This is a genomic window from Kitasatospora sp. NPDC056800, assembly GCF_042789775.1.
Taxonomy (GTDB): domain Bacteria; phylum Actinomycetota; class Actinomycetes; order Streptomycetales; family Streptomycetaceae; genus Kitasatospora.
The window spans coordinates 17,136-36,522 of the sequence record NZ_JBHUAL010000080.1; the positions used below are offsets into that span (position 1 = coordinate 17,136).

Here is a 19,387-nt window from a genome sequence, read left to right on the forward strand (position 1 = left end):
ATCCCGTGGCAGTCTCGTCCAGCCGTCCGCGGGGGCCGCACCCCTACGGTTCCCCTACGGGCCCTTGTCCCGGCCGGCTCCGCCGCGGGAGAAGGGGGGTGGTGGTGAGGGGTTGTCCGGCCGTCCGGCCTGCACCAGGCTCGGAGTGGGGAGGACCCGCCGGCGGGGCGAGGACCCCGTCCAGAAGGGACCACCGGAACACCATGACGCTCACCGACGGCGCGGCCGACAGCTGGATCCGCCGCTTCCACCCGGCCCCGGACGCCCGCGTCCGCCTGGTCTGCCTGCCCCACGCGGGAGGGTCGGCGAGCTACTGGTACCCGATGTCCGCCGCCACGGCGGCCGGGATCGAGGTCCTCGCGGTCCAGTACCCGGGGCGGCAGGACCGGCGCCACGAACCCTGCGTCGAGACCGTCGAGGCGCTGGCCGAGCAGGTCACCGAGGCGCTGCTGCCCCACCGCGACCTGCCGCTCGCCCTGTTCGGCCACAGCATGGGCGCGGTCGTCGGCTTCGAGGTCGCCCGGCGCCTGGAGGACCTCGGCACCCCGCCGGTCGCCCTGTTCGCCTCCGGCCGCCGCGCACCCTCCCGGCACCGGGACGAGGACGTCCACCTCCGCGGCGTCGACGGCATCGTCGCGGAACTCCGCAAGCTGGACGGCACCGACCCGCGGGCCCTGCAGGACCCGGAGCTGCTGCGGATGATCCTCCCCGCGGTCCGCGCCGACTACAAGGCCGTCGAGACCTACCGCTACCGGCCGGGACCGCCGCTCTCCTGCCCGGTCGACGCCCTGGTCGGCGACAGCGACGAGAAGGCGACCGTCGACGAGGCCGGGTCCTGGCGCGACCACACCACCGGCGGCTCCGCCCTGCACGTCTTCCCCGGCGGCCACTTCTACCTGGCCCACCACCAGGGCGAGATCGTCCGCATCGTCACCGACCGCCTGCTGCCGCCGGTCTCCTGAACCCGGCGGGCCGCGGCGCGGCCGGTACGCCGCCGCGCCGGTACGTCGCCCTGAGGGCGCCGGGGTTGCGGAGCCGGCGCCTCCGCGAGCGGTCCGGGGCCCTTCCCCCGCGCGTCCCAGGAGACTCATTCACCCCCTGCGCACCATCTTGGGTGCGTTGTGGCGGCTTTGGCCGAAGTTCGCCTCCGGCAGGTCTACGATCTCCCAACGTCGGACCGAACCAAGGCCGTTGACGATCTTTGGGGGGTGACATGGGCCTGCTCGGCGATGACCTGCCGTTCGCCCGTACCCTGAGCGCGCACGACCATGAGGCGTTTCTCGCACTCGGAGCCCCGAAGACCTACGCTCCCGGGCGGCACCTGGTCTCCGAGGGGGACCGCACCACCCACGTCCTCCTGGTGCTGGCCGGCTGGTCCATGGTCTACGTGGCCACCGACCGCGGGGCCACCCGGCTGGTCCTCGGCCTGCGCGGCCCGGGCGAACTGGTGGGCGAGCTGGCCGCGTTGGACGAGCGGCCGCGCAGCGCGACCGCACAGGCGCTCGGCACGGTCCAGGCGCTCGTGATCCCCGGCGACCGGTTCCGGCGGTTCCTGGCCGAGACCCCCCGGGTCGGCAGTCAGGTGATGTCCCAACTCGCCTCGCGACTCAGGGAGTCCGACCGCGAGCGTTCGGCCTTCGCCTCGCTCACCGTGGTCCAGCGCCTGGCCAGGCGCCTCGTCGAGCTCTCCGCCACCGGCGCCACCGCCCGGACGGCCGACTCCCGTGGCCCCTGCGGCGGTTCGACCGCCGTCGTGCACCTGGCGCAGGACGACCTCGCGGCCACCGTCGGCGCCACCCGCGAAGCGGTGGCCAAGGCCCTGAAGCTGCTCCGCGACCAGAGACTGGTGCGCACCGGCACCCGGATGGTCGAGATCCTCGACCCCGCCCCGCTCCTGCTGCTCGCCCAGGGGCCGTACGGGCCGGGACCGGGGAGCCGTCCGAACACCTGAGACCCGAACGCCTGGGACCGGTGTGGAGGGACTCCGGCCCGCATGTAAAGCATCACAGACAACCCGGCATGCGGCGCCGGATTCTGGCGGCATGTCGAAGACAACCGCGGGGGTGACCGTGCTCGACCACGCAGTCGACGCCGTGTACAAGCTGGTGGTCAGCGTGGACGTCCGGAGGTCCGGCGCCTACGACGACGCCAGCAAGACCCGGATGCGCCGGCGGCTGTACGCCGTGATCGACCAGGCGTTCACCGAGGCCGCAGTGCCGGTCGGCGCCGTCCACCGGGAGGACCGGGGCGACGGCATCCTGGCGGCCCTCGGCCCCGGCATCGCGCCGGCCCGGATCCTCGGTGTCTGGGTCACCGAGGTGCATGAGCAACTACGTCAGCTGAACGCGGAGTTGGCGACGCGGCTGGGGCTGCGCATCGCCCTGCACGTCGGCCCGGTGACGCACGACGCCCAGGGCATCAGCGGCCACGCCGTCGACCTCGCCTGCCGGCTCGCCGACGCGGAGGCGGCCCGCCGGCTGCTCGACCGGGACCGGGCCGACCTGGTCGTGGTCGTCTCCGACTCGCTCTACCGCGAGGTGGTCTGCCACGGCGGCCGTTTCGTCGACCCAGAGGACTACGCCCCGGCCCGGCTGCGCCTCAAGGACGGCGCCACACCGGCCTGGGTCCGGCTGCCCGGCCGGCCCCGGCCGGCACCGCTGCCGGACGACGGGGGGCCGGAGGAGCCCGGCTCCGACGGCCCGCCCGACAACCGGCCCGCCGGCCCGCCGGGCCCCGCACCGGGTGCGGCGCCGGGCGGGGCGGACGACACCCTCGCGGCCCCGCACGCGCCGGGCGGGGTGTACGTGGGGGGTGATGCGTCGAACAACGAAGGCAACGTCTACCACGGGCCGGTGCACATCGGCCGCACCGTCAGGGGGACGTACCGTGCCTAAGCCGCTGAACGTCGTCAAGGCCCCCGAAGTGAGCCTGTGGAAGCCGCCGCTGGGCGACGACCGCCCCGAGGCCGGCTCCGACCCGAACGGCTCCGACGCCGGCCGTCCGCGGACTCCCGCCGACCAGGGCCCCGCCCCCGTCGGCGGGGGAGCGGGCGCGGGGGCGAACGCCGGGCCGGGCGCCGGAGCCGGCGTTCCGCAGCCGGAAGGCCACGTCGGGGACGGCCGCCGTCCGGACCCCGAGGAGCAGGAGCGCGCCGAACGCGAGCAGGCCGCCGGCCGGTTCCGCGAGCGCAGCCGCGACAGTCTGCTCGACGAGGAGGACGACGAGGGCGGGCCCGCCGCCGGCCTGGGGGCGACCTCCCGGGCCCACCGCGAGGCCCGCGGCTCCTACCGGGTGGCCGGCGACCACAACCTGTTCGACCGCACCGTCTTCCACCAGGCCCACATCGGCGACATCCACCTGCGGCTGGACAGTCGGCAGGCGGTCGGCGGGGTCGGCGGACCGGTCCCCGAGGCGGAGCTGCGGCGGGTCCGCCGGATCTACCGGGAGCCGGCGGGCTACGTCGAGCTCCAGCGGACGCTGCGCCGGCAGCGGGTCCTGGTGCTCGCCGGCGCCCCCGGCACCGGGCGGACCTGCACCGCGCTCGCCCTGCTCGACGAGCTGACGCAGCACCGGCCGTCCGCCGAGGGCGCCGCGCAGGACGCCCCGACGGACGGCCCCGCGGCCGGCGCCGTCGCGGAGCCGTCGTCCCGGGTCTCCCGGGTCTCCCCGGAGACCGCCGTACGGCAGCTGGCCGCCACCGTGTCCGACGACGCCCGGCGCGGGCACGGCTACCTGCTCGAACTCCCCTTCGTCCGCGGTGGCGTCGCCGAGCCCCCGGGCGAGTTCGAACTGGACGCCCTCGCCACGGCGCTCTCCGCCTCCGACTCCTTCGCCGTGCTGGTGGTGGCCGCCGGTCCGACGGCGACCCCGCTGCTGTCCGGCCGGTACGGCCTCATCTGCCCGCCGGCCCCCACGGAGGAACTGCTGCGGGCCCGGATCGCCGTCCACCTGGCCGACGGGGCCGCGGCCGCCGCGGAGTCCCCCGAGGACCTGGTCGCGCGGGCCGACGAGCTCGTCGACGACGCCGAACTGCGCTCCGCGGTCGGCCTGGAGGACCTCCGACCCGCCGAGGCCGAGCTGCTCGCGGACCTGACCGCCGCCCACGTGCTCGGCCGGCTGACCCTCGCGGAACTCCTCGCGGGCTGCGCCAGCCTGGCCCCGCAGCAGGCCCAGGAGTGGTTCGCGGGCGCGGACCGCGAGATCGCCGACCCGGCCGATTCCCCCGGCCCGTCCACCCGCCGGGCCTCCGGGCAGTCGGCCGCCGCCGTCCTGCACCCGACCGCCTCCCGGATCGCCCTGGCGGTCCTCAACGGTGCCGCCCACAGTGCGGTGGCCGAGGCCGCCCGCCTGCTGACCTGGGAGCTCGCGGTGGCCCGCGACCCCGGCAACACGCCCGCCCGCCCGCTGTTCTGCGACGACCCGGTCTCCGATCTCGCCTCCCTGCGCGCCGAGCTGACCGACGGCGAGGTGGAGACGGCGGGCATCCGGGCGCCGGCCCGGATCGTCCGCTACCGGGGCTCGGCCCTGTCCGGGGCAGTGCTCGCGGAGGTCTGGGACCGGCACCACCCGGCCCGCGAGCCGGTGGTCCGCTGGATGCGGCTGCTCGCCGACGACCCCCGGCCCGAGATCTGGGTGCGCGCCGCGCTCGCCTCCGGCGAGCTCTGCGCGCGCGACTTCGCCACCGGCTACGAGAAGCTGGTCCGGCCGATGGCGACCGCCCGCGCCGCCCGGCGCCGGGCCTTCGCCGCCACCGTGCTGGACCAGGCGGCCCGGCACGAGAGCCACCGGCCGGCCGTCCACGCCCTCGTCGGCGACTGGAGCAGGTCGCCCTCCGCGCACCTGCGCTGGACCGCCGCGCTGGTGCTCGGCTTCGGCCACGCCTCGCCCGTGGAGGCCGCGCTCGACGGCCTGGCCCGGATCGGCACCCACGAGGACGGTGACAAGGCGCCGATCGCCTCGCACGGCATCGTCCGGCTGCTCGCCGGCCCCGACGACCGGGCCGTGCTGCGCCGCCTCGCCGAATGGACCGCCGACAAGCGGGTGCCCTACCAGGACCTGGGCCTGCTGGCGGTCGTCCGGCTCGCGGTGACCACGGTCGGCGAGGTGTGGGACGGCGAGGCCTGGCCGGACCTGGGCCGGTACCTGGAGTGGCCGCTGCCGCTGGCCCTCGCGGCCACCCGCCCCGACCGCGCCGTCCCGCTGGCCGACCTGCTGTGGACGGCGCTGCGCACACCGCGCTCCTACGAGGCCGCCACCGACTGCCTGGAGTTCTGGCTGCGGACCGCCGTCGACGAGGACGGCCCGGACACCAGGGCCGGCCTGGCCGCACTGCTCCCGGCCCTGGTCGGCACCGACCGCGAACGGCGGCTCCTGGACTGGCTGTTGCGACGCATGATGAGCGACCCGGACGAGCCGCTGCCGACGGCGCGGGCCCGCGAGCTGTGGGACCTCGCCACCGGCGGCCGCCCTGACGGCGACCGGCGCGGCGGACCGGAGCGGCCCTCGGACCGCCGTGAGGACGGGCGGCCGGGCGAGGGCACCAGGGAAACGGAGGAACGACGATGACGGACGATCCACAGGCCGCCGGCCCACCGGCCCTCGCCAAGGCGGGCCGGCCCGAACGGCCGGCCGGACCGCTGCTGAAGGAGTACGGGAGCCCGGCCGAGTGCACCCGCAAGCCGAGCGCCGAGGTCGCCCTGGTGCACTTCTACCGCAACGGCGGCCACAGCGTGGTCACCGCGATGGGCACCGAGCACGTCGACCGCCCGCGCTTCGCCCGGCCGGTGACGATCTGCGAGGTGGCCCGGGGCACCCACCTCTGCCAGCTGTCCCTCCAGATCCCGGCGGTCGGCAGCGCCACCTTCTTCGAGGTGGAGGTGGACGTGCACTGGTCGGTCGTCGACTACCGCAAGGTGGTGGACGGCCAGGTCAGGAACGTCGCGGAGCGCCTGAAGGGGCCGCTGCTGGAGCGCCTGCGCGCGATCTGCTCCGGCTACCCCGTGACCGCCGCCGCCGAGGTCGACCGCGCGGCCAACTCCGCCTGCCGCACCGGGCAGTGGAACGACCTGGGCTACGACCTCGGGCTGCACGCGGACGTCTACGTGCGGGTCGCGGTGGACAGCACGACCATCCGGCACGCCGACGCGGACCGGAACTCCGCCTACGAGGACCGCACGACGGCCCGGGACTACGACCGCGAGGTGGCGGCGGAGCACCACCGCACCGGTTTGCTCCAGATCCGCATGCGCACCTTCCGGGCGATGCTGGACGGCGGTGAGTGGAACCAGATCTGCTTCATGCTCTCGGACAACCCGGACCAGGCGCGCGCCTTCATGGAGCTGCTGCGCCAGGAGTCCCGCGCGGACAAGCACGAGCTGCTGGAGCACACCCTGCGGCTGGTCGAGAAGGGCGTCATCCAGTCGGCCGAACTGGAGGCGCAGGTGCGGGAGTTGCTGGGCACGCCCGCGTATCGCATCGAGGGCTCCTTCGGCCGGCCGCCGATCCGGGAGCCGGCGGCGAGGCCCGAGCTCCCGGGGAGCGGCCACGGCTGCCGGGACGACCGCCGGGACGGCGGTCCGGCGTTCACCCCTATGTGGGTGCAGGCCGAACCCGCCCCCCGGGACCGGATCCCCGCGCCGGCTCCGCCCGCGCGCCGGCCCAGCGAGGCCTTCGACGACTGGGGCCGCACCGGTTCCGACACCGCACCGCAGGACCACGCCGCTTCCGAGGACGACCGCCGCAGGGACCGCCACGACGACCACGACGACGACCGGGACCGCCGCCCGTGGTCCCCCGGTGACAGGAGCTGACCGCTCATGACCGCTACCGGACCCGCCCCAGCACCCGCGCCCGCCCCCGAACCCGCCCCCGCGCCCGCCCCCGAACCCGTCCCCTGCTCGGACGAGGCCCGCTTCGTCGCGGACCGCCTCCTGTGCGTCGTCCGCGAGGACATCGGACGGGCCGACACCAAGTCCTCGATCCTGCTCACCGCCGCCCTCGGCCTGCCCGCCCTGCTCCTGGACCGCAACTGGGCCGACGGCCGGCCCGGGACGCTCGCCGCCGTCCTGCTCGCGCTCGGCGGCGTGTTCTGGGCCGCCGGGGCGGTCGCGCTGGTCCGGGCGATCCTGCCCCGCACCGGAACCCTGCGCGACCACGACGGCGTGACCTTCTTCGGTGACCTGCTCACCTCCGAGGGCCGGCCCGCGCTCACCGAACAGATCGTCGCGGCCGGCCGGGACCCGCTCGACTGGCTGCTCGTCCAAGCCGTCGACGTCAGCACCATCCTGGCCGCCAAGTACCGCCGAATCCGCTGGGGCGTCGCCTGCCTGGCCCCCGGCTCGGTCCTCGCCACCGCCGGAATCCTGCTCACCTGAGCCGCCCGGCCCCGACCGCCCCACCTCGACCGCCAGACCCCGACCGCCTGCCACCGGCCGACGCCTGTCCGTCCGCCGACCGGTGGAACGCACCCCCGATCCAGAGGAGACGACGGTGCCACACCTGCTCTTCGCACGCCCTCCCGGGCGCGGCCCGACCGGCGCACGGGCCCGTGGGCGCCGGCGTGCCACCGGCGGACTCGGGCGGGCCGCCGCCCTCACCGCGGCGTCCCTGCTGACCGTCGGCCTCCTGCCCGGCCCGGCCTCCGCCGAGCCGAGCCCCACGGCGGCCCCCACGACGGCCCCCGCGCCGACGAGTGCACCGCCGGCCGCCGTCGGCCCGGTCGACTACGCGATCGCCGTGGACGAGTCGGGCAGCCTCAAGCCCGCCGAGGTCGACCGCGAGCGGGCCGCCGCCGCGGGGATCGCCCTCGGCGAGGTCCACCCGAAGTCGACCGTCACCGTGCTCGGCTTCGCCAGCGCGGACAACGAGTCCCAGCACCCGGTGGACGAGGTCTGCCCGCCCACCGTCCTGGACGGCGCCGGCCGCGACCGGATCGGCAGGTGCATCAGCGACCTGCGCAGCCGCAGGCCCGACGAGGGACAGGGCACCGACTTCCCGAACGCCGTCCTCCAAGGGGTCAGCCGGCTCGCCGCCGGGGCCGACCCGGCCACGCCCCGGGTCCTGTTCCTCCTCACCGACGGCAGGCTCGACGTCGGCGACAGCCCGGCCTACGGCGACCCGGCCCACCGCGCCGCCGCCGGCGAGGAGGCGCTGACCCGTGCCCTCGCCGCCGCTCAGGCCGCCCGGATCCAGGTCTGGCCGCTCGGCTTCGGCTCGGACATCGACCGGGCCGCCCTGGACCGGATGGCGGCCGCGGGCTTCCAGGGCGGTTGCGTCGACCTGCCCGACGCCCAGCCCCGGGCGACCGTGGTACCGGACGCCACCGCCGTCGCCGACGCGATGCGGACCGCCTTCGCCGCCGCCCACTGCCTGCGCGCCACCGCAGGTGGCACCGGCCACCCGCCGATCGACATCGAGGTGCGGATCTCCCCGCTCACCACCGTGGGCAGCATCGTCGTCGACAAGGGTGACCCCCTCGTCACCGCCACCTACGTCGACCCCGACGGCCGCGAGATCACCGGCACCACCACCGACCCGGTCTCGAAGTTCGAACTCTCGCCCCGCGACCAGACGGTCGAGTCGCTGCGCATCACCGACCCCAAGCCGGGCCAGTGGCGGGTCCACCTGGACGCCCCGGCGGACCACCGGGCGCAGCTGGCCACCGTCAACGTGCTGTGGCGCGGCGCGCTGCGCGGCTCCATCACCATGGCGCCGCCCTCGCCGCGGGCCGGCGAGCGGGCCGTGGTGACACTCAGGCTCCAGACCCGCCAGGGGGTGGAGGTGACGGATCCCCAGGACCTGAAGGACCTGCGGGTCAGCGCCGTCCTGAGCGGCGAGGGGTTCGCGCCCGTGCCGGTCAAGCTGGCCGACGACGGCTCCGCCCCGGACGGCAGGGCCGGCGACGGCGCGTTCAGCGGGACGGTGACCGTACCCGCCGCGGCGACCGGCCGGATCAAGGTCTCCGGCACCCTCGCCGCGTCCGGGCTGACGGCCGACGAGGACCGCTCGCAGGGCACCCTGGTGGCCCCGGCGGTGCCGCTGGTGACCGCAGCCCTCACCCTCGACGACGGCGCCGGGCGGCGGCTCCACCCCGGGGACGAGCTGGCCGGCAGCCTCGCCCTGCACAACGCGGACGGCGCCCCGCACACGCTGCGGCCGGCCCTCCGGGACACCGCCCCGGGCCTGCTGGCCGTGACCCCGGAGGAGATCACCCTGGCGCCCGGCGAGTCCCGCCGGGTGGACGTCGCGGTGACGGCGGCCCGGCCCGGCGCGTTCCACGGACTGCTCGACGGCGGCGACCTGCGGCTCGGCGGCAAGGTCACCGTGGTCGACACCACCGACCGGGACCGGGTCCTGGTCGACAGCCCCCTGTCGCTGACGATCACCCGGCCGCCGACCTTCTGGGAGACCTGGTGGTGGGCGCTGCTGCTGGGCGGCCTGGTGGCGGTGCTGGCCGTCCTGGCCGGGCTGGCCCTGCGCCTGCGGGCGCGGCTGGGCAAGGACCCGGCGGGGCTCAGGCTGCTCCTGTTGGACCCGGAGGGCCGCCAAGTCGCCGACATCGCCGCGGACTCCGGCACCAAGCGCTGGTACGCGTTCGACGTGCACGGCCTCGGCGGCCCCGACCCCCGGCTCGTCCGGCAGCCCGGCGGACCGTACCGGGTGCAGCGCAGCCTGGACGGCGGAGTGGTGCTGGAGCGGCGTGGGCAGGCGAGGGCCCGGATCCAGCCGGACCGGCCGGTGCCGCTCGCGGGCGGGCTCGCCGTGGGGATCCGGGACGAACGGCGCGGCAGGACCCGTCCCGCGGGGCGTCCCACACCACCCGACGCCGGCGCGCAGACCGTCGTCGACGACTACATCTGAGCACCCCCGTCCCCGAGCACCCGTTCCACCACCCCTGACCCGTGCCGGTCGATACCCGAGCCGGCCGCGCCCGCGCGGCCGGATGAAGGCGGAACCCATGAAGATCTTCCAGCCGATGCTGTTCGTCGGCCTGGGCGGTACCGGCGGCCTCGTCGGCGCCGAACTGGAGCGGCGCCTGCGCGCCGAACTGTGCGGCCCCGACGGCACCGCACTCACCCACATCGGCGGCATGGCGCCCCACCAGCTGCCGGACTGCCTGCAGTTCGTCTACGCCGACTTCAGCGAGGCGGACCTGGCCCACCTGCCGCTCGCCACCGCCGATCCGGCGCTGCGTGCCGCGTACAGCCGCACCTCGCGCGCCACCCCCAACCTGCTGCCGAACTACGACAGTTCGCCCGACATCACCAAGATGTTGCGGGCCAGCCTCTCCGACGAGACGGCCTCCTGGCTGCCGCCGCGCGCCAACGAGCCCAGAGTCGTCCCGCTCAAGAACGGCGCCGGGCAGCTGCCGACGGTCGGCCGCGCCGGGTTGTTCGGCACCCTGCGCGACGGGCTGGACCCGGTGCTGGCCCCGCTGACCGACGCCATCGACGTGCTCGCGCGCGCCGGCGGTGTCCTGAGCCAGCTCGGCGGCGGCCAGGTGACCGGCTGCGACGTCTTCGTGGCGTTCTCGGTCGCCGGTGGCACCGGCGCCGGGATCTTCCTGGACTACCTGCACCTGATCAACCACGCCTTCCAGGAGAAGCGCCTCGACGGTGTCAAGATCCACCCGCTGGTGGTGATGCCCTCCGCGTTCCCGGCGGCGCGCGGGGGCGGCCGGGAGGCGGAGCTGAACTCCGCCCGTGCCCTGGTCGACCTGTTCCGGCTGGTGGACGAGCAGAACGCGCCGATCGAGGGGGCCGAACTCGGCGACCTCGACAAGGACCTGACGCTGCGGATCCGCTACCCGCACACCGCGCCGATCCGGCTGCGCAGCGGCATCCTGCCGACCGCCTTCCTGTTCAGCCGCACCGCCGGCATTCGCCAGGACGACCTGCGCCGCTCGATGGTCTCGCTGGTGATGTCGCTGATCGGCACCGAGCTCGGCGACGGCCGGGAGAACGGGCGGTCCCGGGCCGACGACGACTACCAGACCTTCGCCCAGAGCTTCATCAACCGCGGGGTGTCCCGGTCGATCGTGTCCGACGCCGGGATCGGCCGCAAGGGCGTCTCGACCAGCCTGGTCGCCTCGATGACCGCGCCCGTGGACGAGTTGGCGTCCCTGGTCTCGGGCCGCTTCCTGCGCGCCTCGGTCGAGCAGTTGAGCAGCGGCTCCCGCCGCACCCACCGGCCCGCCGAGGAGCTGGTGAAGCAGATGTTCGCGGACTCCGGTCTGGAGGAACTCCTGGAGCGCCGGGCGCTGGAGCTCCAGCCGTTCGCCTCGGAGCCGCGCGGTGGTTCGGCGATCGAGGCCGCGCTGATGGCCCGACAGGGCGACATGCAGCAGGCCCTCGCCGACCTGGCCCGCCGGGTGGCGCAGCGCACCGCGGACATGGCGCAGAACTTCGCGCCCCGGCGGGCGGTGGACAAACTGCTCGCCACCGTCGACCCGTTCACCGTCGAGCGGATCGTCAAGGGGGTGCCGGAGGAGGCCAACGACCTCGCCCGCCTCGGCTTCCTCGGCCTGCTCGACAACCGCACCCGGCGCCCGGCCCTGCCCCCGGGCACCCCGGACCAGCCGCCGCCGGTGCCCCGGATCAGGCGGCGGGCCTACGGGCTCGCCCAGCCGCGCTGGGGGGACGAGGACGTCCAGACCGTGCTGCGCGAGCAGGACGCCTGGTACCGCTGGCGCGGCCGACAGATCTGGCACGACGGCTGGCGGGACCAGCAGCAGCGCTGGGAGCCGGCCGCCCGGGCCCTGGAGCGGGAGGTCACCCGCCTGGTCGAGGCCCTGCACCGGCACTCCGCGCAGGAGCCGAAGGCCTTCGCCGAGCAGTCCCGGGTGCTGTACGAGGACCGGACCGGCGTCTCCTACCTGTTGCCGCCGCAGCGCGACCTGCGGCACTTCTACGACGACCTGGTCGCCAGGCTCGCCACCAGCCAGGGCCTGGCCGACAGCGGGGACCAGGCCGCCCTGCTGCTGCGGCTGGTCGGGGGTGACGAGTGGCGCACGGCGCACGCCGCGAGCCGGCGCGACCCCGACGGCGCGGTCGGCGGGGTCAAGGCGATCGTGGAGGCCGGCGTCAAGCGGCTCTTCGCGGATGGCGGCGAGCAGTTGGAGGAGCGTCCGCTGCTGCCGTCCATGGGGGTCCTGCTGGCCGCGGCGGCGGGCAGCGCCGAGGCCGGCGACCAGGTCAGCAGGGAGGCCCTGGAACAGTTCGGCCGCAAGGTGGCCGGCCTGCTGCCGGCCGGCTTCGTGCCGGAGGGCACCGGGCCGCTCAAGGCGCTGGTGACCTACCCGAAGGTCGGGAACGTCGACGAGGTCGTGGACTACCTGCGCCGGGCGCTGCGGCTGCCCGGGGACGCGCGGGCGGAGTTCCGCGGCGTCGAGACGGAGTCGATCACGGTCGTGCTGTTCCGCAGCGAGATGAGCCTCACCGAGGTGCCCGAGGTCCGCAAGGTGCTGCGCCAGTGGGCCAAGGCGAGGGAGGGGGAGCAGGCCGAGGACGTCCTGCGCTGGCGCCAGCGCCTGGGCCACCGGGACGACTGGCTGGTGTCCACCGAGGCGGACCGCCGGCACGTGCTGCACCGGCTGCTCTGCCTGCTGTGGAACGGCCAGGTGGACGTGCTGGAGGGCTCCGAGGACTCGCCCCGGGTGATCCGGCTGCGGCTGCACCGCGAGCGCGGCACCGACGCGCCGGGTGTGCGGCTGCGCCTCGGCGCGCAGCACGACGGCGTCTCCAGCTGGGCCGAGCTGCTGCGCGCCTACGAGCGCTGGACCGTGCTGGACGACGAGCGGACGGTCTGGGACTACTGCGAGCAGCTGATGGAGGCCCGTCCGGTCGGGCTGACCCGGTCGGTCGGCCGTCCCGACCCTCTGTTCGTCCGGCTGGTCGAGCAGATCGCGCCGCAGCAGCTGCGCCTGCTCGCGTCCCGCCGGGAGTCGGGCGGGGAGCGCGTCGAGGGCTGGTTCCGCCCGCTGTGGGAGTTCTGGGCGGAGACCCTGCCGGAGGCGCTGAAGGCGGAGTTCCCCGACCACCGCGCCGTCGAGCCGAACCTGGGCCGGCTCCTGGAGGCGATCCAGCGCGGCGAGCTGTCGTCGCGTCCGGTCGAGGAGATCGAGGAGGTCGAGGACGACGGGCCCGCGCGGCTTTCGCGCGGCGAGGAGAACGACTGGGGCACCGTCCGTCCCGCCGACGGCGGTGGCCGGCGCGAGACCGGTCCGGACCGGGAGCGGGAGAGCGGGCCCGAACAGGACCGGCACCGGGCTCGGGAGCGGGACGGCAGGTGGGAGCGTGAGCCCGAACGGGTTCGGGCCTCGGAGCAGGACCGCGACCGCGACGATGAGCGCCGGGGTGCCCCCGACCACCGGCACGAGAACGGCGGGCCGTACCGCAAGCCCGCCGAGCCGTACGGCAAGCCGGCCGAGCCGCACCACGGGCCCGCCGAGCCGCCGTCCTGGTACTACGACGACCTCGACGGACAGGCCGTCGGCCGTGAGGGAGGCGAATCGGCATGAGTGAGTCGATCCGTCCTCACACCCCGGTCGTCCACCTCGACCTCCGCACGGCCGAACTCGCCGGCACCGACCCGGCCGACCTGCGGAACGCCGTCACCGCCCGGCTCCCCCGGCCGCGGCCGCACGACCACCGCTTCCTGGTCGTCGACACCCCCGCCGGCCTGGTCGGACACCGCACCAGGTACGAGCAGCTGATGGGGTACCCCGCGCCCGGCCGGGTGCGGGTGCTCTGCCTGCTGGTCGGCGACCTGACCGCCCATCCCCCCGAGGGCCACCCGGCCGAGCGCCGACTGGTCCGTCCCGACACCCTGCGCGGCCCCGAGGCCGGGCTGATCTGGGCCGGCGACCTCCACGCCGGCGACGGCCGGCCCGGGGCCGCCGCGCCCGACGACCCGCACGCGCTGGCCGTCCTGGTCGACCTGCTCGGACTCCCCGAGGTGTTCGACGAGACCCTGGACGTGCTGGGCGCGCTGCCCGAAGGGGTGGCCGCGCCCGGTCTGCGGGTGCTGGAGCACGGCCTGGCCCCGGAGGTCCGGAGCCAGGCGTGGAGCGAGGCGCTGCTGCGGTTCGCCGGCTCCCGCACCGCCGCCCCGGCCGGGGTGGCGGCCCACACCGGCGCCGACCTGCCGCCCGCCCTCTCCACGCTGGCCGTCGGCGCCGCCTCCGGCAGCCCCGGCCGGCGGGAGGAGGGCGGAGACGCCGCCCGGGCCCACGACGCGGCGGCCGAGGCCCTTGCCGACGCGGACGCCGGACTGCTGGCCTTCGGCAGGCCCGCGGGCCTGCTCACCGGCGCGGGCCGCGCCGAGCTGGAGTCGGCGCTCGGCCGCGCCCGGCAGGCACTGGACCGCTACCACGATGTGGTCGGACAGGTCCTGCGCAGCGACGGGGGGACGGCCGGTGCGCAGCCCGCCGCCGAGTCCGCGGCCCGGCTCGCCCGGCTCGGGGTGGCCGTGGCGCCCGCCGCCACCAGCGGCGAGCGGATCGGCGACAGCCTGCGCAGCCTCGCTCTGGGGCTGTTGCGCGACGGGCTGCCGCTGCGCGCGGTGGCGCAGCGCTTCGCCCAGCTCGCCGAACAGGTGCAGCCGTTGTCCAACACGCCGCTGCTCGCCGCCCTCGACGGGCTGCGCGCGGGCGGACCGGACGGCCGGCGCCCGGAGCCCGACCCGCCGGGGGCCGGCGTCCTCGCCCTCACGGCGCTGACCGGCGTCCTCGGCGGGCTGTGGAGCGGGGCGGCCCTGCCGGCCGCGCTGACCGTCCCCGTGCTGGTCCTGGTGGGCGTGCTGCTGGTCGCTCGCCGGTTGCCGGGCGGTTCGGCGCGGGCGGTGTACGCGTCGTGGTTCGGCGCGGCCGCGCTCGTCGGCGCCGCCGGGGGCGTTGCGGGCGCCTGGCTGACCGGTCTGCCGGTCTGGGCGGCCGCGCTCGCCCTGCTGCTCGCCCTCGGCTGCTGGGGCCGGCTGCTGCTGGGGCTGTGGCACGGCTACGCCCAGCGCTGGGGCCGGGAGCGCGGCGTCGTCCCGCTGCGGGGCGAACTCGACGGCCTGGACGCCCTGTTGACCCGCGCGCTGCGCGAGTTCTGGGCCGTCGAGGAGCGGCGCTACTGCGCGGACGCCGCGCTGGCCGTGGTCGGGGTGCTGCGGACGACGGCCGACACCGCGGAGGAGGAGGCGGCGCGCGGCCTCGCCGCCGACCGGCCCGAGGCGGCCGAGGGAGCCGAGAGTTCCGAGGAGGGGGCCGAGCTCTGGCTGTACGAGTCCGGTGAGGAAGGGCCCGAGTTCGACGAGCCGTCGTGGACGGAGGACTACGACTGGAACCTCGAACCGCCGCGGTCCGCAGGGGAGTTCGGCGCCGCGGGCGACGGCGGCTCCGACTTCGGGGCCGACTTCGGGGCCGACGGGTCCGGCGCCGGGGCGGACCCCGGGCCCACCGCGGTCGTGCCGCCCTGGCTGGAGCGCGGCGAGGCCAAGGGCGGCCCCGACCTCGTCACGGTGCTGACCGGCGATCTGACCGATGCCGCCCTGACCGCGCTGGAACCGTACTGGGGCGCGGTCGAGCGCGGCCACGTCGGCGACGCCGCCCAGGAGCGGATCGCCCAGCGGGTCCGGGAGCTCCTCGGCGTGGCCCGCGACCACCTGCGGCACAACGACGTGCTCTCCGCCCCGCCCTTCGCCTCGCCGCACCGCGACCGCGGCGGGCCGGTCGGCCTGCTGGGCATCGACGCCCGACGGGCCGCCGACTCCACCGCCCTCGACCCCGACGGGCACACCGTGGTCCAGCTGAACGCGTCGGAGCAGCTCGACCTGCTCAGCCGCGATCCGTCGGCCGTCGCGCTGATCCGCTTCGGCCCGGAGGCGGCCCGCGACACCGTCGGACCCGACACGCCCTACGGTGACGGGTACTTCGGCGGCGCGCCGGGCCCGCGGGGGGAGCGGGAGGTGCTGACCGCGGCCGGCCGGTACGCGGGCCTGCTGCGGCTGACCGGCCTGAAACCCGGTGTCGTCAGGACCGTCCGGCAGTGGCACGACGAAGCACCGGAGAGCGAGGAGTACGAGTGGTGACCACCCCCGGGCCCGGTCCCCGGTCCGGCGAGCCCGCCCGCGCGAAACACGTCGAGCTGTCCTTCCTGACCCCCGACGGGCGGCGGAACCGGACCTGGGCCCGGTTCGGCCCCGACACCGGCCCGCTCTCCCGCGGCCCGGTCCGGACCCGCAACACGCTGCTGAACAACACCGTCAAGTGCGTCCAGGTCCGGGCCGCCGGGACGGACGCGCCCGGCGGCGCCCAGGCGGCCTTCGCCTCCTGCGCGGCCATCGACGCCGAGACCGCGGTCGCGCTGCGGCTGCACCGCGCGCTCGGAGCCCCCGGCGCGAGCGGGCCGTTCCCGGTCCTGATCGGCTACGAGCTCGACGCGGCCGAGCCGTTCGCGCTCTACCGGCCGCCGCGCGGCCGGACCGTCGAGCGGATGCACGGGCTGCCCGGCGCCCAACTGCGCGTCATCGAACAGGAGTTGGTGGACGCCCTCGCCGTGCTGGCCGAGCTCGGCCTGGTCCACCACGGGATCGCCCCGGAGACGGTCCGCTGGGACGGCCGGCGGATCCAGCTCTGGGGCCTCGACGCGGTGACCCACGCCGGCCGCCCCCGCACACCGCGCGGCGCCGCGCCGTACGCACCGCCGGAGGTACGCGAAGGCGCCGGTCGCAGCGACCCCCGCGACGGCCTGTGGAGCGCCGCCCAGGTGATGTACAGCCTGGTCACCGGCCGGCCCGGCGCCCCGGACCGGCCGCCGCCCGACCTGGCCGACCACCGCTCGCTCGCGCACACCATGGGCTCCTCCTTCGCCCCGCGCGCCGCCGACCGCCCCACCCCGGCCGCCCTGCTCGCCCTGCTCGCCCCCGACCGGGCCCCCGCCGCCGACCGGCTGCCCGCCGACGGGCTCGCCGCGCACCGCGCCGGGTACGACCGGGCGCTGGCGTCGAAGCGTCCGGCCGGCGCGGTGGCGCCCGGCGAAGCGGTCGGCGAGGCCATCGGCCACCCGGCCGGTGCTCCGACCGGCGAGGTGCTCTGCCCGTACTGCCTGGAGCCGATCCGCTACGACCCGACCGCCCTCCACACCCCCGACGCCGTCCAGGAGCTCCGCCCCTACAACCCGCACGCCCAGCCCAACCCGCGACTGCTCGCCGACGAACTGCGCGGCGCCTTCCAGCTCTGCCCGGGCAACGGCACCGTCCGGGAGCACCACATCCCCGTCCCCTACCTGACCAACGGCCGCCCGCTGACGGTGGCCATGATCGGGCAGTCCAACACCGGCAAGAGCCACCTGCTCACCCAGATGGTGGCCGAGATCGCCGACGACCGGCTGAAGCCGTACGGCATCAGCTGGCAGTCCGTCAACCCGCGCCAGCACGCCGGATTCCTGAACAGCCGGGTGGTGCCGCTGCGCGACGGCCGGGTGCTCGCCCACACCGCCGGCCTCGGCCAGGACGAGACCGCCCGGTTCGTCGAGTCCCTGCTGATCACCGACGCGTCCGGACGGACCAGGCCGCTCGCGTTCTTCGACCTCGCCGGCGAGGACCTGCTGCGCACGGACGCCCTGCTGCGGTTCCTGCTGGGCATCGACGCCCTGATCTTCGTCGTCGACCCCACGATCGCCATGCCGCTCGCCCAGCTCGACGAGGTCCGCACGACGCTCGACCAGCACGTCAACCGGGACGGCGACCCGGCCTTCGCCACCGTCCTGGACCGCGTCCCCCGCACCGGCCCCTACCTGACCGTCCCGTCCGCCGTGGTCGTCGCCAAGGCCGACCTGCTGCGGTCCGAACCCCCCGTCGACCGCTGGCTCGGCGAACCGGGCCACACCGCGCTGAGCCGCCGACGGCTCCACGAGGAGAGCCGCGACGTGTACGCACTGCTCGACCGCGATGCCGGAAAGGCCTGGCTGCGCCCCTTCGACACCGCTCTGCACTGCACCCTGCACGTGGCCTCGGCGACCGGAGGCCGGCAGGAGGACAGCCGCTACCCGCGCGGCGTCCGCGCCCAGCGGGTCCTGGAACCCCTGCTCTCGCTGTTCGCGATGCACGGCATCGTCGAACTCCCCGAGGGCCGACCCGTCGACGAGGTGGACCGATGAGTGCTCAGGGCCCCGGCTCCGACCGGGACGCCGTCGACCAGATCGTCTTCCGCTGGCAGGGCAACCAGGGCCGGCGCAGCGCCGGCCTGACCGCCGCCGCCTGGTCCTGCCCCGAGGAGGACGCCGAGGAGCTCGGCCAGGAGCTCGCCCCGTTCCTGCGGGTCGACGGCGCGCCGTGCCCCAGCGTGGTCCGCACCCGGCTGCGGGACGATCGCGCCGCCCTCGTCCAGCGCTGGCCCACGGCCGACCCGGGCGGGCGGCCCAACACGGCCGCCCACGTCCTGGTCGGGCCGACCGGCCTGCTCGGCCCCCGCACCTGCCTGGCCCTGCGCGACTGGACGTGGAGCGGGCAGGAGTTCGCCGAACAGGCCCACGGTGGGCAGCCCCGGCTCGCGATGGCGGACCTGGAGGCGACCGTGGTGCCGGCCTGGGCCGACACCCTGGCCCTCCTGCCGGACGTCCGTGACACGCTCACCGCCGCCACCGCCGCCCTGCTGCGCCACCCGCAGTGCCGCCTCTCGCTGCGCAGTGACGCCCTGCCGGGGTGGCCGGAGCAGAACCGGTCCGGCGTGGTCGTCGCGGGCCTTCTCCAGATCTTCGGGCTGTGGCTGGGCCGTCCCTGGACCTTCGCCACCCACGACATGACGGATCGCCACGATCTGCTGGCCACCTGGGTCTCCGACTGGTCGACCGACGGCGGCCGGCAGCGGGCGCGCTACCGCGTCGACCCGAGGCGGCCCGAGGACGACCGCGCGCACGAGCTCGCGGCCCGCCTGGTCGGCCGCTGCCTGGCCGCGGTCGAGCGCGGGCCCGGCGGCGCCGGCCTGCCGGAACTGAAGGACGGACTGCGGGACGGCGCGAGCCTGCCGGCGGAGGAGCGGCTGCGGAGGCTCGCGCGCGTCCTCGACACGAACCGCCGCCCGGAGTCCCGCGATCCCGGCGAGGGGCCGGGGGACGACGGGGGGTCGGTGTACACGGAGCCCCGGCCGCCGTCCGCCGCACCGTCCTCACCTGAGCCACCCGCCCCTTCGCCCGCGTCCGGACGGTTGCAGGCGGTCCTGCGCAACCCCCGCCCCGACCCGGCCGAAGCCGAGGAACTGGACGGCTGGATCCGCCGGTTGACCGGCCGTGAGGCACTCCTGCTGCTCCGGGAGGAGGACCTCTCCTACCGGGGCCGGACCCGTACGGCCTAGCCACACCCGGCCGCCCCCCCAGATGTCCCACCGGCCCGCACTCCTTGTCCGGGC

11 protein-coding genes are annotated in these 19,387 nt (G+C 76.2%); all 11 read left to right on the forward strand.

The genetic code is table 11. The features are described 5' to 3' along the window. Nucleotides 1-203: 203 nt before the first annotated feature. Nucleotides 204-962 carry a thioesterase II family protein gene (locus ACFRQN_RS19175; protein ID WP_049660158.1) on the forward strand — a complete coding sequence of 253 codons (759 nt, stop codon included), beginning with the start codon at nt 204-206 and terminating at the stop codon, nt 960-962. Nucleotides 963-1,213: 251 nt separating this feature from the next. Next, nucleotides 1,214-1,951: a Crp/Fnr family transcriptional regulator gene (locus ACFRQN_RS19180; RefSeq protein ID WP_117490432.1), complete on the forward strand. Its 738-nt coding sequence runs from the start codon at nt 1,214-1,216 to the stop codon at nt 1,949-1,951. A 91-nt stretch (nt 1,952-2,042) separates the two neighbouring features. Continuing rightward, nucleotides 2,043-2,894 carry a hypothetical protein gene (locus tag ACFRQN_RS19185; RefSeq protein WP_380741286.1) on the forward strand — a complete coding sequence of 284 codons (852 nt, stop codon included), beginning with the start codon at nt 2,043-2,045 and terminating at the stop codon, nt 2,892-2,894. After that, nucleotides 2,887-5,565 (forward strand): hypothetical protein, encoded by a 2,679-nt coding sequence (locus ACFRQN_RS19190; protein ID WP_380741287.1) that lies wholly within the window; start codon nt 2,887-2,889, stop codon nt 5,563-5,565. Before ACFRQN_RS19185 ends, ACFRQN_RS19190 begins: the two co-directional genes overlap by 8 nt. Then, complete coding sequence (locus ACFRQN_RS19195) at nt 5,562-6,809, forward strand: hypothetical protein (RefSeq protein WP_380741288.1); 1,248 nt, start codon at nt 5,562-5,564, stop codon at nt 6,807-6,809. The genes ACFRQN_RS19190 and ACFRQN_RS19195 overlap by 4 nt, the downstream gene beginning before the upstream one ends. A 6-nt stretch (nt 6,810-6,815) precedes the next feature. Further along, entirely contained in the window at nt 6,816-7,373 is a 558-nt protein-coding gene (locus ACFRQN_RS19200) for a Pycsar system effector family protein (protein ID WP_380741289.1), read from the forward strand. Between the two features lie 115 nt (nt 7,374-7,488). Next, nucleotides 7,489-9,858, forward strand: a complete 2,370-nt coding sequence (locus ACFRQN_RS19205) for a vWA domain-containing protein (RefSeq protein ID WP_158077756.1) — start codon at nt 7,489-7,491, stop codon at nt 9,856-9,858. 97 nt (nt 9,859-9,955) lie between these two features. Then, nucleotides 9,956-13,516 (forward strand): tubulin-like doman-containing protein, encoded by a 3,561-nt coding sequence (locus ACFRQN_RS19210; RefSeq protein WP_074004770.1) that lies wholly within the window; start codon nt 9,956-9,958, stop codon nt 13,514-13,516. After that, nucleotides 13,513-16,071: a hypothetical protein gene (locus ACFRQN_RS19215; RefSeq protein ID WP_380741290.1), complete on the forward strand. Its 2,559-nt coding sequence runs from the start codon at nt 13,513-13,515 to the stop codon at nt 16,069-16,071. Before ACFRQN_RS19210 ends, ACFRQN_RS19215 begins: the two co-directional genes overlap by 4 nt. Next, a complete protein-coding gene (locus tag ACFRQN_RS19220; RefSeq protein ID WP_241853077.1) occupies nt 16,068-18,140 on the forward strand; it encodes a hypothetical protein in 2,073 nt (690 codons plus the stop codon). Before ACFRQN_RS19215 ends, ACFRQN_RS19220 begins: the two co-directional genes overlap by 4 nt. Beyond that, entirely contained in the window at nt 18,137-19,333 is a 1,197-nt protein-coding gene (locus ACFRQN_RS19225; protein WP_380741291.1) for a hypothetical protein, read from the forward strand. The genes ACFRQN_RS19220 and ACFRQN_RS19225 overlap by 4 nt, the downstream gene beginning before the upstream one ends. Nucleotides 19,334-19,387 lie beyond the last annotated feature (54 nt).